The sequence below is a fragment of the Chitinophagaceae bacterium genome (genome assembly GCA_016717285.1).
Classification (GTDB): domain Bacteria; phylum Bacteroidota; class Bacteroidia; order Chitinophagales; family UBA10324; genus JACCZZ01.
In genome coordinates this window covers 966,727-983,609 of sequence record JADKFU010000004.1, presented here as the reverse complement: position 1 = coordinate 983,609, position 16,883 = coordinate 966,727, and the positions used below count along the sequence as shown (strand labels likewise).

Below are 16,883 nucleotides of genomic sequence, written 5' to 3'. Positions count from 1 at the left end.
CTCAAATGATCTTTCTGATAATGTCCTCAATGGAAATCCCTTCCGCTTCTGCTTTGTAATTGAGGATAATCCGGTGGCGAAGCACCGGAGTAGCCACTGCTTTTACATCTTCAATGTCAGGAGAATACTTTCCGTTAATAGCAGCATTACATTTTGCACCCAACACCAAAAACTGTGAAGCCCGCGGACCTGCACCCCAGGAAACATAATCGTTCACAACTGCCGGAGCTTCCGTTTGACCGGGACGCGTTTTTCTTGCCAGCGCGACTGCATAGTTGAGTACATTGTCGGAAACAGGAATTTTTCGTACGAGTTGCTGAAAAAACTGGATGTCGCTTCCGGATACAATTTTTTCCACCGTTGCTTTTTGCGACGAAGTGGTGCCTTTCACCATGGCAATTTCTTCATCATTCAAAAGGTAATCAAGCTTGATATTAAACATGAAACGATCCAGTTGCGCTTCGGGCAACGGATAGGTTCCTTCCTGCTCAATAGGATTCTGAGTGGCCAGCACAAAAAATGGAAGCGGCAATGCATGCAACTGACCCGCAAAAGTCACGCTTCGTTCTTGCATAGATTCAAGTAAAGCAGCCTGTGTTTTGGGCGGCGTTCTGTTTATTTCATCTGCAAGAATGATGTTGGCGAAAATGGGTCCTTTGTTAAAATAGAACTGCCGCGACTCATTCATGATTTCTGAACCAATAATATCAGAAGGCATGAGATCCGGTGTAAACTGAATACGTTTGAAACTGAGGTCGAGCACATCGGCAATGGTTTTTACCAGCAGTGTTTTCGCAAGGCCCGGCACACCAACCAGCAGACTGTGTCCATCGCAAAACACTGAAAGAAGCACATACTTTACAACTTCTTTCTGTCCTACTATTACTTTGCTTATCTCATTGGTCAGATTGTGATAACAGGCAGCCAGTCCATCCACTGCGGCTGCATCATTCGAATACTTCATTACTGTTGGTTGTTGTTGATCCATTTTTTTATCACCTTGCAATCATGAAATTCCGGAGCCACAAATACATAGGATTTTGAAATCCGGTCTTGTAGCCATTTATTAATTGTGTCTACCTGCTTTTGTCCAAGCGCCATGTCCTGTATCCTGTTGTAGTCATCTTTCATATTGGCCTGATGTGGCTTTGTTTTCGACTTCATAAACAGCATGCGGTAACCCGTTTCGCCACGTTCGTTGCGAAAAAGCATCGGTTTTGAAATGGCTCCTACCTGAAGGGTGTCAGTGGCCGGTACCAGGCTTTGATCATAGTTTCCCAATTCACTTATATCAAATTGATTGCTGCCGGTGGAAGGATTTACCAACATGCCACCATTCCCTTTTGAATATTCATCTTCACTGAATTTATTGACAGCTTCAACGAATGAATATTTTCCTGATTGAATCAGGTAGTAAATGCTGTCCATTAATTTGCTTGCCTTTATTAAATCGAACGAAGTGGTTTTAGGTTTGATGAGTATATGCCGCACATTGATCCTGTCGCCGCGGCGCTCAATAAGTTGTATAATATGAAAGCCATAGGCAGATTCAACGATATCGGACACCTCATTCGGTTTTTTCAAACTAAAGGAAGCCGCTTCAAAAGCAGGATCTAATTCGCCCCGATTCACAAAGCCCAATTCACCACCTCTGTCTGCACTGCCCGGATCTTCTGAATAAGTACTTGCCAGGGTCGAAAAATCTTCACCGTTTTTTATTCGTTGAAGCAACTCATTCATTTTTTCTTTGCTGTAGGCACGTACTGCATCATTTACTTTTGGATAAATCACCAGTTCACCCAATTCAGTAGCAGCGTTATAGTAGGGCAATGAATCTTTCGGGATATTATTGAAATAAGTGGCAACTTCTGATGGCGTAACTTTCAGATCACCTGCAATCCTGGCTTTTTCACCATCAGCCAACAGGTTTTCCCGCACCTGCGGTCTGAATTCATCCTTCATTTCAAGTATCGACTTGCCATAATATTCTTCCAGCTTTTCAACGGAGCCTGCTACATTGGCAAAGGTGCGAACCCGGCGATCCAATTCATTTTCTACCTGTTCATCAGTAACTTCCACGCTGTCGATGATGGCCTGCGCAACCATCAGCTTCTCCGTTAGCGCCGAATTCAGCAGTTCGCATTTAAAATCAGGAGGAATTGGGGCGGTTACCTGATAAGTATTCTGAAGATACTGCGCTTCAATTTCAGACAACAGTATCATGCGGTCGTCAACAATACCAATGATCTTATCGGCAAGTTTAGGTTGCGCCTGCAGCAGCGAGTTGGTGAGTAATAGAAATAAAAGAAGTGTATTGCGCACTAACAAATGGAATAAATTAAGCCGGTGAATTTTAATTGGTCCGTTGAATGATTCAGTTTTTATTTAACGTTGAAGCGATAATTGTACCCCGGACGAAAGGCGAAACTACCATTTATTTACCTCTTTACGCTACCGGCAGAATCCAGAAATGTTTCAAAATTGTTCTTTTTAAGGGCTTCATCATAAATACTTTTATGAATAGCACCGATAAAAGCAAGTTTACGTTTGTTCAGTATAATGTTGGTTATCTCCTCTCTTACAAAGTTGATGGGCGCATCACTTCCTTTCAAACGGTAATCCTCAAACTTCATCAGGTATCCATAACCGGAATCAGGTACTTCAAGATAGCTCTTGTTAAATTGCGCTTTCTCTAAGTCAAATTTGCCAATGGGAAGAAACGAGGTCAGTTCATCCATATTGTACCATACACTGTCACTGATAGAATATCTTACCGCATGCTCATTACAAAATCCGCGTAGTTTAGGATAGTTGTAAGGAGTGGTCTTCCGCATCCAGACCCTGACGGAATCAAGTTGAATCTTTGTGTCCATACTGAGCATGATGTACTTGACCCGCGAAATACTTTGTTTGAGTTGAAAAGTTTCCTTGTGATCACCATAATACTGTATAATATCTGCTTCATTTACCACTGTATCCAGTTTGTCGTTCAACAGTTCCTTTTCATACAAATATATCAAAAGTGATTCCCTGTAATCACGCATTTGCTCATTGAGTATTTTTTCCTCTTCGGGAAGGTTATCCTGTGCATATCTCAGCATCAGGTTGTGACGAATCCAGCTATCCACATAATTCTTAACCATTTGAATGCTGTCTTCAGGCCGTGCCGCACCTCTGCCGACACCTTCCAGATCGGATTGATAAAGATAGGCGTCATAAACCCGTGCAACGGGCTTTTCTTCTTTGTCCGAATCACTAAAAAAGCTGCATGAACCCATGAAGGCGAGCAGGATAATCAGCAGATAAAAATGAAGTGCTTTCATCAACGACCTAAAACTGAATAGCGCGGGCAGCTAACCCACGCTATCATATGAATTAATATGAAAAAAAGTGCAGCAACAATTCAGTGACTGCTGCAATCAAATGACTTTTTTTACTTTTTCACCATTGACTGAAATACCTGCTCGTTGATAGAAACAGGATACTTTTTCCGCAAGTCGGCAATCCATGATTTCTCAAGTGACTCCTGATAATCTGCCACTACATAACCTTTCACTTCATTCAGTGGTTTTGGTGCCGGAGGAAGCAATTGATTCACTTTAAGCAGTCGGATAGAGGAATCTGTTTTCACAGTGTAGGTTTTACCGGCTTCCCATCCCAGCTTTTCAATTTCAGAATCTTTTCCTTTTTCGAACTCTTCCGTAGATATCGTCAGGTTATCTTTATCCTTCTTATTGATTTTGGCAAGAATGTCTTCGTTGTCGGTTCCTTTCGCAATATACTTCGACAGTTGATCCACAACAACCTGGCTTTTCGCAGTGTAGGTAGTCACTTCAGCGCGTTCCTGACCCATGTAATTATTCTTATTCGCTTCATAAAATTCTTTCAGACCCACTGTGTCTTCAACAGCCTTTGTCCATACTTTCTCACTGGCAAGATCAAAAAGCAGAATTCCATTCATGTATTCATCCATCAGATCGCTGAATGGCGGGTACTTTGCTTCGAGGCGCTGATCTTCATATCCGGTAACACTGACAACCACAAACTGATCATACATTTTATTATACATGTTATCGATGTTGCCTTGATTCATGTATTTGCGCTGATTTTTTACGATAAAATCTGCAAACTCATTTTGCTTGAAAGCGCCGAATCCGGGTCTATACCTTGCGTCAACCAAGGCAAACAATGGAGTAATCATATTGTGGCACATGGAATCACTCCAATTACCTTTCAGAAGGCTGGAATCCATTTTGCGGCGCAGTTCATCCTTTGTGCCTGGGATTTCCTTGAACTTGTATTCTTTTTTCAGTTTATTGATGAAAGATTGTTTTGCATATTCTGACCATGTACCTGTTTCCACTTTCTTGCGGATATCATCTTTCATTGATTCGAAAGTTCCCATTGGTTTCTTTTCAATCAATTTAATGATATGCCAGCCAAATTTAGTCTGCACAGGCGATGACACATCACCTGGATTCTTTAACCCGAAGGCAGTGTTTTCAAATTCTCCCACCATTTGTCCGGTGCCAAACGGTGCAAGCTTGCCACCACTCGCGGACGATGTTTTATCCTGCGAATATTGCTTGACCAATTCATCCCAGTTACCACCTGCTTTTAACAAACCGGATAAAGAATCAATTTTATTTTTTGCTTTTTGCTTGTCTTCATCGGTAGCATTATTGGGCAATTTGATAAAGAGATGCGCAACGGTTACCGTGCCGCGCGTAGGCCGTGTTTCTATAGTACGGATCAGGTGATAACCAAAACGGGTACGAACCGGCATGCTGACGGTGCCGGGTTTTGAAGTGTAGGCAATTGTTTCAAAAGGATAAATCACCTGCATGGAGGTAATCCAGCCCAGATCACCTTTATTATCTTTTGCTGTAGGATCGCTTGAAGAATCCGCTGCCAGGGTATTAAAGTTTTTCTTTCCGGATACAATCATTTTTCTCCACGCGGAAATTTTTTTGAATGCCTTAAGTGTATCAGCAGGCGTGGCATTAGGATCTAACTTCACGAGGATATGTTCTACATGCACATCCGTTTTCATGCGATTGTATGCTTCACGCACCACTGCAGTGTCATACATATAACTCGGTGTAAGTTTACTCCGATAGGTTTTAAATTCATTCAGCACTGCTGCGGTCGTATCAAGCTTCATATCACGGGCCTGTTTTACCTTAAGACGGAAGTTTACATACAAGTCAAGATAATCACGCAATGATTTCTCACTGAAATCAGCTTCACCGCTGATGTTGGTCTTCTGATATACCTTTACAAATTCATCTTTGGATACTTTCTCATTTCCGATGGTAAAGAGTGCAGGGCTTTCAGGCACTTGCGCCTGTGCAAGAATGGTGGCGAAGAGAATCGCCAGAACGGTTAACGTACGTTTCATAAAAAGTAGAATGCGATTGGTTTGGATTTTTTTGGAGGACGCAAAGATATTTATTTTTGATTAATGGCCTAATTAAGAGTCAATTGGGGTGTACGACCAACTATAAAACTAACTGTTCATCGTATTGAACGATTAGCAAAATAAAAAACAGATTGCTATGGTTTGTTTTCTCTTTACAGAACTGAATTGATTAACCCAATATTTACAAAAGAGTGGCTCGAAAATGCCGCAAAGGATATAAGGGTATTTAACTTGGCATTTTTTGCGCCCTTGCCAAAAAAAACCATGTGGCTGAAGTGTGATACAACCGTCACTTGAGGGTCATTTCAAAAAATCATGCATCGGAAATGACGTTCAACCTTTTTAACTTCAAGGTCCCTATGGAAGATTCTCCGCTGTATCTTCACGCCATTATGCAAAAGCAAACCATCCTTCAACAATTGCGCGTAACCGCTTTTGCAAACGAAGGAAAAACAATCGGACACCATGAAGGCAAAGTAGTTTTTGTTAAAGGCGCCGTGCCAGGTGAAGTTGTCAATGTATTGATAACAAAAAACAAGAAAGACTGGATGGAGGCAGATGTTTTGAAAGTGCTTGAAGCGTCTGACGATCGTCAAATGTCTTTCTGTATGCATTATGGAAAATGCGGTGGCTGCCAGTGGCAGCACATGACTTACGCCGCACAGCTTCGTTACAAAGAAGGCGCAGTGATTGATACCCTCGAACGAATGGGTAAAGTGACTATAAATAAAAAGGAATCTATAGTTGGTGCAACCATAGACCGTTATTACCGAAACAAACTGGAATTCACTTTTTCCAATCGCGAATGGCTGGCACCGGAAGATTTTTTCGGACCTACCGGGAAACCACCACAGCAACCGGCCCTTGGTTTTCATTTGCCGGGCGCTTTCGATCGCGTCTTTGATGTGAAAACCTGTTACCTGCAATCTGATTTAAGCGATCGTATCCGAAATACAGTTAAGAAATTTACTATTGAAAACGGTTATGAATATTTTAACCTGCGCCATCAGGAAGGTTTATTGCGTAACCTGATGATACGCATTACAACAACCGGCGAAGTAATGGTGGTGGTCGTTTTTGCAAGGAAAGAGGAAGAAAAAATTATGGCGCTACTGAGTTTTCTCCAGCAGGAATTTCCCGAGATTACATCATTGCAATATGTGATCAATCAAAAAAAGAATGATACCATCTATGATCTCAAAGTAATCACTTTTGCAGGAGCAGATGCCATTTACGAACGAATTGATAACCTAACATTCAGGATCAGTGCAAAATCCTTTTTTCAAACCAATACAAGACAGGCAGCCCGGCTGTATGAATGTGTAAAAGAGTTTGCCGGACTTGAGGGTAATGAACTGGTATATGATCTCTATACAGGAACAGGAAGTATTGCATTGTATCTCGCACGGTCCTGCAGAAAAGTAGTTGGCATTGAACAGGAGGCACAGGCTATTGAAGATGCGAAAGTGAATGCAAACATCAACAGCATTTCAAATGTTACATTTCATGTTGCAGACATTGCTAAAATTCTTGATCATTCTTTTCATGCAGAAAACGGAGTACCCCAGGTAGTAATTACCGATCCACCCAGAGCAGGCATGCATGAGGCGGTGATTAAAGAACTTTTATTGATGGCGCCGGAGCGCATTGTATATGTAAGTTGCAATGTAACTACGCAGGCACGTGATCTTAATTTATTAAATGAAAAATATTCTGTTGAAAGAATTCGACCGTTTGATTTATTTCCTCAAACCAAACACGTGGAGAATGTTGCTGAACTAAAGAAACGATAATATCAAATGGAAACTATTCAAAATATATTATCGGAGTAATGAAATAGTCTTGTTTGAGTTTCAGGATCAAAGTCATCTAACAGTTATAACAAGATGGACCTGACTTTTAACAATTTTGAAAAACATTACCTGAAAATGGTGGCTTTCTTTTTATTAATAGAAGAACTATTAGCGGGAATTTTTCTATCTAAAAAATCAGGTTTAAAAACCGTTTTATGCTTTATAGTTGTCCTGAAAAGAAACCATTAAGCCATATTGTTGATTTTAATACTCAATCAAAATTTTATATTTATATATATTATTATTTATAATTTATTTTTAATCATCCGATTAAAAATAAAAAGTAAAAATTAATGTTAAAACTTTCTGAAGAGCTAATTGTAGCCCGATTATTGAATCCCGTCGGCCCCTGTGGTGAAAATTTTGACGTATTTATTTCTTTTTTCAGTTGTCCCTGACCAATAATTTGCTTTTGATGATGCCTGTTGAATGGCGGATTTATGGAATGTAAAATATTCATAAAGCCCTATTTGCATTTGGCATTTACCGTTTTTTTGCCAGGATGAGTAAATAGGACATGTAAGGTTAGTTACAGGTATGCAAGCAGATCGAGGAGTTGTAGTTGAATGCAGTTGGAATGGGATTTCCTGAATTATCTAAGACATATCAGTTGAAATAAATAACAGATTGAATCAGTAACTAACGATTGTGCAGAAGCGCAAAAGGTTTAAGGCTACCCGATAAAACCGGGATAGTATCGCTTAGGATTGTGAAGCAATTCTCTTTTTAAAAAATTCATAAGCAATTCTGAGTAATGCGGAGTCTCCATGAAGCTTGACAATTAAAATGAAAAATCCGGAACCACACAAAATAGAAGGATGTACAAAGAGCAAACATTACGTCATAGGATCAAAAATTCATATACAGGATTGACCAGTAAGCATCCAGCATCACGCATTTTAATATCTCCCGGCATTTATGCCTGGGCTTCCACTGCATATGCCATCCATTTTATTCTTGCCATTAAACACCTTGCACCTTCCTGACAGGTCAGGAAACTTATTGCACCATACCACCTCTCAACCAAACAACCAAACGCCATGATTAAAACACCACCCAAGCTGAAAAGCTATAGCCACGTACTAACCCTGCTGGTTCTCCTTCTTTTTTTTGCAGCAGGACAATCGTCCGCAGCAACCGTATCAGATCTGAAAGCGACTTACCACAATGGACAGATATTTTTAACCTGGACCAATCCTCCGGGATTACTCATGCAGTTTAATGTTTATCGCAGCACATCTAAATTCACCACCTCCAGTCAGCTTAGTTCTTCTAAATTAATGGGATTTGTACGCGATAATTCTTCGCAGAACATTCAATTGTCTATCGATCTTCCGGGCGATGTATATTATAAAATTGACGATGCTGGCGCTCCGCTAGGTGCCAACCAGGGCTTGTATGTGATTACCTGCACCGGCAATCAATCCTATTATTATGCAGTTACCGTTACAGACTTGCTTACCACGCTTGAATCCAAAACGATCACGATGGGTAAGAACAGTTTATCAAATCCTGTGAATGAAATAGTAGCTAAGCCGAAACCTGTTTTTCAGCAAACTGTTGCTGCACCCGGAAATGAACTGAAAGATTATTACACGCAGTTTGTCAATAACCAGGAAACGGACTTGTATCCTGCAATGAACAGCACCGGTTCATATGGTTTCAACTTTTACATAACCAAAAGAGGAACCGCAACTAAATATCCGCTGGTAGTTGTATATGAAAGTGCGGGAGCAGCCATTACTTCTGGTGCAGGCCTCGATGGTTCAATTACCGATTGCTATGTGATGGGAGTTTATGACTGGCTTCCTTTACCAAATGGAACTTCAATAGGACTTGGTGACAATACTTATTTCGCAGGCTATCATGAAAATTTCAATATCTATAGTATCCTGAATCCGGTTCCGCTTACGGGCACCGTCAATATGTATTGCCAGTCAAGATATATTGAAGCGATTCGCTGGGCGAAAAAAAATTTACCTGTTGATTCAAATCGTATTTATACAAAAGGCACTTCAGCCACCGGGTTTGGTGCTTTGCTTACAGGCTTGTTTTATCCCAATGAAATTACGGCAGTCTATTCATCGGTTGAGCCCATGTTTGTAAAGCCGATAGGATCGAAAGGTGAGTTGTATGAACAAATGTGGGGGTCAAGTACTACGAATCTGTCTTCTGACATTCGTGATCCTGAAACAGGTGACCAGATAACAGTCTACCAGGCCCTTGATGCGAGAACATTATTGAACATTGAAAAAAATGTTGACCTGCCGTTGATTTTTGATGTGCATGGGAAAAAGGATGTTACGGTTACCTGGTCAAGCAAAATTATCTCTTGGTATGATTCTCTGGAATTCAACAAAGTAGGTGGAGTCTTTTATTGGGATCAACGCACACATGGCGGTGACGGGAAAAATTTTCTTCCGGAAGAAACCACACCTGATTTTTTCAGATATAGAACCAATAAAGCATATCCCGCATTCTCCAATTGCTCCATCAATCAGGATCCGGGAAATGGCACACCCACTTCAGGCGATAAATACGGTGCAGTCAACGGGTATCTTGACTGGGAAGACAGTATGACAGATCAAAAATGTGAATTGACAATGCATGTTTTCGTAAAAGATTTTTACGTAGGCGGCATCTTAGATCCCGAGCAATACAATACCTGTAAAACAGATATTACTTTCCGCAGAATGCAGCACTTTCACCCGGTGGAAGGTCAGACCATCAAGTGGAAAAATTTTGATGATACGAATACCAAAATTCAAAGTGGAAACTTTGTTTATAATGGTGGGTTAATCACCGTCAAAAGCCTGACAGTGAATAAAAAAGGAATCGTATTGAATTAACAATTTCAAATTGCGACAAAACAGAAAACGATATGGATGATGAAGTGGCAACATCCGACATCCGGTTTTTGCGCACTCCAACTGGTTATTCAATGGAGTTAACAAGCGCTCAGGCAGGAGGTGCAGAGCTGCAGATTTACGATGTGATGGGACGACTCGTAAAGCATTACCCGATCACTTATTTTGAGGGCGTCAATAATTTTGAAATACCTTCACCCGGCAGGGGAATTTTCCTGGTAAGCATCAGATCCCAATCGTTGGTGCATACAGAAAAGTTGCTGTTCTGACAGCATTATTGCAATGTAAAACAGGATAAACGGAGGCACCAGTATTCAATTATCGAATGCTTGGTGCCTCTTTAATTTTTGTTATGCAAGCGCCGGATACACACTTATTACGGCCGAAAAACTTTTTGTAAGTGAAAAGGTAATCCGTAACTTCACGCTAACCAATTCACGATTCTGTTCAATCCACTCTGTCAACGTTGACATTGCAAAATAAAATAGCGCTGCTTTACCTGTTCATTGTACTTCCATCCTGCGAATCAAATAAAAATGTGATTCAAGGAAAGGTCACCTACCAGGATGACTCCACTCATCTCGAAATAGCTGCAGAAAATGTAACTGTTTATCTGTACACTTCTATAGTGGAATACCAGGATCATCATGACCGGTTTGACAAATCGGTGATAACAGGACCCTCTGGCTATTATTCCATGTTTCCACTCGCTGCTGGTCCATATTACATTTATTCTGAAAAGCTGGACACCAATGGAAAAGTATTGTATTCTACAGGTTCTTCTGCCAATTTAAATGGAAATCAAACCAAAATAGTAGATCTTTTTCTTCATTGATAAATGCCTTTGGCTGCATACTTCATTTCAGATTCTAAGATTACACGAGTATCTTCGCCCGCATCTTTGTAAATGCCTCAACCTCCCTTCGTAAAGCACATCCCGAATATGTTTACACTTGGTAACCTGTTTTTGGGTTGCCTGGGGATCCTGTTTGCTTTTAACGACCATATTTTTCCGGTTGAGTTAAAAGAACTGGACCCTTCCGGAAAAAATCTTGGAATCATCTTCGGGTATAATAACCGGCTTTACCTTTCTTCCTTCATGATTTTTGGCGCTGCGGCATTGGATTTTTTCGATGGTTTTTTTGCGCGTTTACTAAACGCGAATTCACCAATCGGCGGCCAACTGGATTCACTGGCTGACGGTGTTACCTTTGGTGTTTTACCGGCCTGCATATATTATCAGTTGCTTGCTGGTGCCTGGCACCTTCAGCCTGGAGCCTTGAATATTCCGATGATATACATGCTACCGGCTTTTTTAATTGCACTGTGCTCAGTTTACCGGCTTGCCAAATTCAATGTGGATGAACGTCAGCAATCCGGATTCATCGGTTTGGCCACACCAGCCAGCGCTTTGTTTGCCGCAGCATTACCATTGATTGTTTTCACAAATGCTTTTACCCTTGCACCATTCATATTGAACAGATGGTTTTTGTATGTTGCCATTGCTTTATTTTCCTGGCTGATGGTGGCCGAAATTCCCATGTTCGCGCTTAAGGCAAAATCATTTAAGTGGAAGGGAAATGAAGTACAGTTTATTTTCCTGGCTATAAGTGCTTTACTGATTATCGTTTTCAAATATGCAGGTATCGCTGCAGTAATTTTACTATACATTCTCATTTGTCTCGCGCAATATTTTTTTGCAAAGAGAAAAGATCAAAACATAAAAGCTGAAACTAAATCAATATGACTTTCACTGCAGAAATAAAAGTAATGCCGCTCAAAGAATTGCTCGATCCGCAAGGCAAAGCTGTTCTTCACGGATTAAATAACCTTGGCATCAAAGAAATGAGAGAAGTGCGAATTGGCAAACACATCCGGTTGAAGATTGAAGCCACGGATGCTGCCGAAGCAAAAATACTTGCCGAAACTGCCTGTAAAAAATTGCTGGCTAATCCGGTGATGGAGTATTTTGAATTTGAAGTGCATGAGTAGTGGCTTATTGAATAACAGGTTTTTCAAACCATCATTCCTTACCAGAAAGTTGCAACAAATACATTCGCAACTCAAATATCGATTGCTTTTCGCACTCAGCCTGTTTTCATTGCAGCATTCAGTTGCACAATCTCCAACGCTCACCTACGCAACCAAAGTAATTGATACACTCACCTCCGCTTCAATGGACGGAAGAGGATACGTGGATTCTTCCGATTGGAAGGCCGCTGAATTTATTCAGCAGGAGATGAAAAACTTCGGCCTTCAGGCTTTCAGTAAAAACTATTTTCAACAATATGCGCTAAGCACTAATGTTTTTCCAGGCGCCATGAAATTAAATGTGAATGGAATAGCATTAATTGCAGGAAAAGATTTTTTGGTTGATGCCGCTTCAGCCTCCTGCAAGGGAAAATTTAATGCAGTGATCATTAATAAACCTGTCGCAGATACTTCACTTGTGTCTATTAACAATCTGCTTAAGGAATTGTCCACTCAAAATAATAAGCAGCACTTCTTCCTTGTTGCGAAAGATAATTTTACGAAAGAGCAATACGGGTTGTGGCAACAGGCACTTCGTGAATCAGTTGCCTTTGGTGCAAAAGGCGTGGTGGAATATTCGGATAATAAACTAACATGGGATGCCTCTCAGGATCAATTGTCGTTTTGCTATTTGCAGGTGAAAGGCAGCTTGCCCAAAACAAAAAAATCAGTGGTTACTGTTGATATTGAAAGTGAGTGGAAGAAAAACTACAGAACGCAAAATGTGATCGGCTATGTGAAAGGAACATCCATGCCTGACTCTTTTCTGGTTTTCACTGCTCACTATGATCACCTCGGACAAATGGGTGATAGCACTTATTTTCCCGGCGCAAATGATAATGCAAGCGGAACATCAATGGTGCTGAATCTTGCAAAATATTATGCGTCACACCCATCAAAATATTCGATTGCGTTTATGTTCTTCAGTGGTGAAGAATTAGGTTTGTTAGGCTCCCGGCACTACGTAAATCATCCACTGTTCCCTTTAGGTAATATTAAATTTTTAGTGAACCTCGATATTGTTGGAACAGGCGATGAAGGCATTAAAGTGGTGAACGGAACAGAGTTTCCGCTGGCATTCAATCAACTCGTGAAGTTGAACGAGTTCAAATTATTGCTGAAAGTGGTTTCTCCAAGAGGCAAAGCCGCCAACAGCGATCATTATTCCTTTTATGAAAAAGGAGTTCCTTGTTTTTTCATTTATACGATGGGCGGAATAGCTGCTTACCACGATGTGTTTGACCGTGCAGAAACATTACCGCTGACGGACTATGATGATTTGTTTCAACTGCTGATTGATTTTGCAAATACTTTTTAGTGAAGCCATTTGTCATTTGTGCATCCTGTAATAATCAAAAATCAAAATGCTCTATATCGTACCTACACCCATCGGCAACCTCGAAGACATGACATTACGTGCCATCAGGGTATTAAAAGAAGTGCATATTATTCTTGCAGAAGACACCCGTAAGTCAGGCATATTACTGAAGCATTTTGAGATTGCGACCAAAATGATTTCTTACCATCAACACAATGAACATGAAATCACCAGCCAGTTAGTGCAACGTTTAAAGAATGGTGAACAGATGGCCATGATATCCGATTCAGGTACACCTGGAATTTCTGATGCAGGTTATTTGCTCGTTCGCGAATGCGTGAAGGAACATTTACCTATCACCTGTTTACCCGGCGCTACTGCATTTGTTCCTGCATTAATCGTTTCAGGTTTTCCCACCACCGAATTTTTATTTACCGGATTTTTACCGCAAAAAAAAGGAAGACAAACAAGATTGAAAGCATTATCCATTGAGCCAAGAACTATCGTACTTTATGAATCTCCCAATCGTTTGGAAAAACTGCTCGAAGAGTTGCAACATTTTTTTGGAGAAAACCGGAAGCTCAGTGTATCACGTGAACTGAGTAAATTATTTGAAGAAACACAGCACGGTACCATCCGTGAATTGCGCGATCACTTTAAAGACAAGCAGGTAAAAGGAGAAATTGTGGTAGTGATAGAAGGCATCGGATAATTAGGAAGAAGCATCAAAATAAATCAGCATGAGTACCTCACAAAAATATTTACTTGCCTTTACTTCCGGCATAATTTTATGGCTTGCCTGGCCACCGCTTCCTTTTTTTCCATTGTTGTTTGTAGGATTTGTTCCGATTCTATGGCTGGAGGAGGCTTGCAGCAGTTCAGCAAATTCAGCAAGAAAATTTTTCGGCTACAGCTATCTCGCATTGTTGGTTTGGAATGTTTGCACTACATGGTGGGTTGGCGCAACTTATTTCGGAACAAAAGATATCTCCACTGCATTCGCCGGAATTTTCGCGAACACCGCCAATCCATTACTGATGTGTATACCACTGCTTGGATTTCACCGAACTAAAAAAAGACTGGGCGCAATATGGGGCTATATATCGTTGGTGGCCTACTGGATCACGTTTGAATTTATTCATCTTCGCTGGGATCTCACCTGGCCGTGGCTTACACTGGGAAATGGTTTTGCACAGTTTCCTCAGGTGGTACAGTGGTATGCATACACAGGAGTGTTCGGCGGAACGTTTTGGATACTTGCTGCCAATATTCTGATCTATCAACTGCTTAGAAAAAGTATTTTTCAAATGAGCAGAACAGACAAAAATCATATTTCAAATTGGAAAAATTATCTGCCGGTTACGCTGTTAATTCTGTTACCCATTACGATTTCCCTTTTACAATATTTTTCCTATCGGGAAAAAGGTGCTGATAAACAGGTAGTGTTGATTCAACCAAACATTGATCCGTATAATGAAAAGTTTGATTTCAGCACATTGGATAAGCAGTTGAATGCATTGTTACAGCTTTCTAAAGGAAATGTTGATTCACAAACGGATTACCTCGTATGGCCCGAAACCGCTATTCCGCAGGGAATTTTTATCAATGACCTTGCCGCCGACAAAACTATTGATAAGCTGAAACAATTTCTGATTCCGTATCCAAAACTGAAATTGATAACCGGCATCAATGCCTACAAAAGGTATGATAACGATGAAACCGCCACAGCACGTCAATCATCAAGTGGCAAGTTCTGGTACGATGCTTTTAACACTGCTATTCAACTTGATTCATCGCACAATATTCCATACTATCACAAATCGAAGCTTGTTCCGGGAGTGGAACAAATGCCCTATCCGCAGCTCTTCAAATTTTTAGAACCACTCGCTATTCAGATGGGCGGTATCAGCGGCAGTTTGGGAAAGCAGGAACACCGTGATGTATTTCACAGTGCAGATTCCACAGGTGTAGGACCCATGATTTGTTATGAATCCATTTATGGTGAATATGCGACGGAATATGTACGGCGGGGTGGCAACCTGTTATTCATTATTACCAATGACGGCTGGTGGGGAAATACCGACGGCTACAAACAACACCTGCAATATGGAAGGCTTCGGGCAATTGAAACAAGACGCGACGTTGCACAGGTTGCGAATACCGGCACTTCTGCATTCATCAATCAGCGTGGTGACGTTTCCCAGGCTACTGCATGGTGGCAACCGGCTGCTATTAAAACAATTTTGCATGCAAATAATGAGTTGACTTTCTATGTCAGGTTTGGTGATTATATCGGAAGAGCGGCGATTCTATTGAGCATATTGCTGGCGCTGTTTGCATTCATTAAAAGGTTTAGCGGAAAGAAAACGCAGATGATGGAATAGCCTGGTGATTCGAAAAAGTATTTGCAGCATAAACAACTTGTGAAGTGAAGGCCATTCGATAAACTCAGGGGCACACAACCTGAGTTTGTCGAAGGGCTTACATTCTAAACCAAAATATTCAGCTCATTTCTAAACAACTTTTATGAATCTTGAAATAATTTGTCAGCAAGCAGTAGATGTTGCGCGCAAAGCCGGTGCATTCATCCGGGAAGAGCGAAAGAAATTCGAACAATCGAACGTGATCAAAAAAGGAGACCGCGATCTTGTTTCGTATGTAGATGTAACTGCGGAAAAAATGATTGTGGAAGGATTGAAAGCAGTGTTGCCTGATGCAGGATTTCTGACGGAAGAAAAAACAGTAGACGATACATCAGCAACACTAAAATGGATCATCGATCCGCTGGATGGCACCACTAACTTCATTCATGGCATTCCTGTTTTCGCAGTCAGCATCGCGTTGCAACAAAATGATGAATTGTTGATTGGGGTGGTATACGAAGTAAATCTTGATGAATGTTTTTATGCCTGGAAAAACAGCGGTGCATTTCTCAATGGGAAAAAAATCCACGTAACAGAAACAGCATCCTTGCGCAACGCACTGTGCGCAACCGGATTTCCATACAGCAATTTTCCACACCTCGAACGATTCTTTAACACGCTAAAGATTCTTTTTCAAAATAGTCATGGCGTCCGCAGGTTTGGCTCTGCCGCAGTGGACATGGTGTATGTTGCCTGCGGAAGACTCGATGCCTTTTATGAATACAACCTGAATCCCTGGGATGTGGCCGGCGGTGCGTTGATTGTAATGGAAGCTGGAGGAAAAGTTACTGATTTCAGTGGTGGAGAAAATTATTTATTCGGAAAAGAAATGATAGCCACAAATAGAAATGTCTATGCAGAGTTTCTGGATTGCGTAATTAATCCGACTGTGTGAATGGACATTGGACATTGGGCATTGGTCATTAAGTCATTTGTCATCCGCAACGTAGTTTTTTTCAATTCCTAATT

At 41.0% G+C, this 16,883-nt stretch carries 14 protein-coding genes; 10 read left to right on the top strand and 4 right to left on the bottom strand.

The genetic code is table 11. From position 1 onward, the window contains the following. Position 1: 1 nt before the first annotated feature. From IPO83_09250 to IPO83_09235, 4 genes are all read right to left on the bottom strand, one after another. Positions 2–964, bottom strand: a complete 963-nt coding sequence (locus IPO83_09250; GenBank protein ID MBK9731462.1) for a MoxR family ATPase — start codon at positions 962–964, stop codon at positions 2–4. Then, the gene (locus IPO83_09245) at positions 964–2,322 is read right to left on the bottom strand and encodes a peptidylprolyl isomerase (protein ID MBK9731461.1); all 1,359 of its coding nucleotides are present in this window, start codon (positions 2,320–2,322) and stop codon (positions 964–966) included. The genes IPO83_09250 and IPO83_09245 overlap by 1 nt, the downstream gene beginning before the upstream one ends. Positions 2,323–2,438: 116 nt before the next feature. After that, positions 2,439–3,323: a hypothetical protein gene (locus IPO83_09240; protein MBK9731460.1), complete on the bottom strand. Its 885-nt coding sequence runs from the start codon at positions 3,321–3,323 to the stop codon at positions 2,439–2,441. A gap of 110 nt (positions 3,324–3,433) precedes the next feature. Beyond that, positions 3,434–5,401 (bottom strand): peptidylprolyl isomerase, encoded by a 1,968-nt coding sequence (locus tag IPO83_09235; protein ID MBK9731459.1) that lies wholly within the window; start codon positions 5,399–5,401, stop codon positions 3,434–3,436. A 413-nt stretch (positions 5,402–5,814) separates the two neighbouring features. On the opposite strand from IPO83_09235, the gene rlmD reads away from it, so the two are divergent. The 10 genes from rlmD (at position 5,815) to IPO83_09185 (ending at position 16,809) form a co-directional block, all read left to right on the top strand. After that, complete coding sequence (gene rlmD / locus IPO83_09230) at positions 5,815–7,215, top strand: 23S rRNA (uracil(1939)-C(5))-methyltransferase RlmD (protein ID MBK9731458.1); 1,401 nt, start codon at positions 5,815–5,817, stop codon at positions 7,213–7,215. 1,100 nt (positions 7,216–8,315) lie between these two features. Further along, a complete protein-coding gene (locus tag IPO83_09225) occupies positions 8,316–10,124 on the top strand; it encodes a hypothetical protein (GenBank protein ID MBK9731457.1) in 1,809 nt (602 codons plus the stop codon). A gap of 32 nt (positions 10,125–10,156) precedes the next feature. Then, the gene (locus IPO83_09220; protein MBK9731456.1) at positions 10,157–10,411 is read left to right on the top strand and encodes a T9SS type A sorting domain-containing protein; all 255 of its coding nucleotides are present in this window, start codon (positions 10,157–10,159) and stop codon (positions 10,409–10,411) included. A 203-nt stretch (positions 10,412–10,614) separates the two neighbouring features. Continuing rightward, on the top strand, positions 10,615–10,977 hold the full coding sequence (locus IPO83_09215) for a hypothetical protein (GenBank protein ID MBK9731455.1): 363 nt from the start codon (positions 10,615–10,617) through the stop codon (positions 10,975–10,977). Between the two features lie 72 nt (positions 10,978–11,049). Next, positions 11,050–11,889: a CDP-alcohol phosphatidyltransferase family protein gene (locus tag IPO83_09210; protein ID MBK9731454.1), complete on the top strand. Its 840-nt coding sequence runs from the start codon at positions 11,050–11,052 to the stop codon at positions 11,887–11,889. Then, complete coding sequence (gene purS, locus IPO83_09205; protein ID MBK9731453.1) at positions 11,886–12,134, top strand: phosphoribosylformylglycinamidine synthase subunit PurS; 249 nt, start codon at positions 11,886–11,888, stop codon at positions 12,132–12,134. Before IPO83_09210 ends, purS begins: the two co-directional genes overlap by 4 nt. A 328-nt stretch (positions 12,135–12,462) precedes the next feature. Then, positions 12,463–13,491 (top strand): M28 family peptidase, encoded by a 1,029-nt coding sequence (locus tag IPO83_09200; GenBank protein MBK9731452.1) that lies wholly within the window; start codon positions 12,463–12,465, stop codon positions 13,489–13,491. 40 nt (positions 13,492–13,531) lie between these two features. Beyond that, entirely contained in the window at positions 13,532–14,203 is a 672-nt protein-coding gene (gene rsmI / locus IPO83_09195) for a 16S rRNA (cytidine(1402)-2'-O)-methyltransferase (protein MBK9731451.1), read from the top strand. Positions 14,204–14,231: 28 nt separating this feature from the next. Beyond that, positions 14,232–15,875: an apolipoprotein N-acyltransferase gene (lnt, locus tag IPO83_09190; protein MBK9731450.1), complete on the top strand. Its 1,644-nt coding sequence runs from the start codon at positions 14,232–14,234 to the stop codon at positions 15,873–15,875. Positions 15,876–16,017: 142 nt separating this feature from the next. Next, a complete protein-coding gene (locus tag IPO83_09185) occupies positions 16,018–16,809 on the top strand; it encodes an inositol monophosphatase (GenBank protein MBK9731449.1) in 792 nt (263 codons plus the stop codon). The last annotated feature ends 74 nt before the right edge of the window (positions 16,810–16,883 follow it).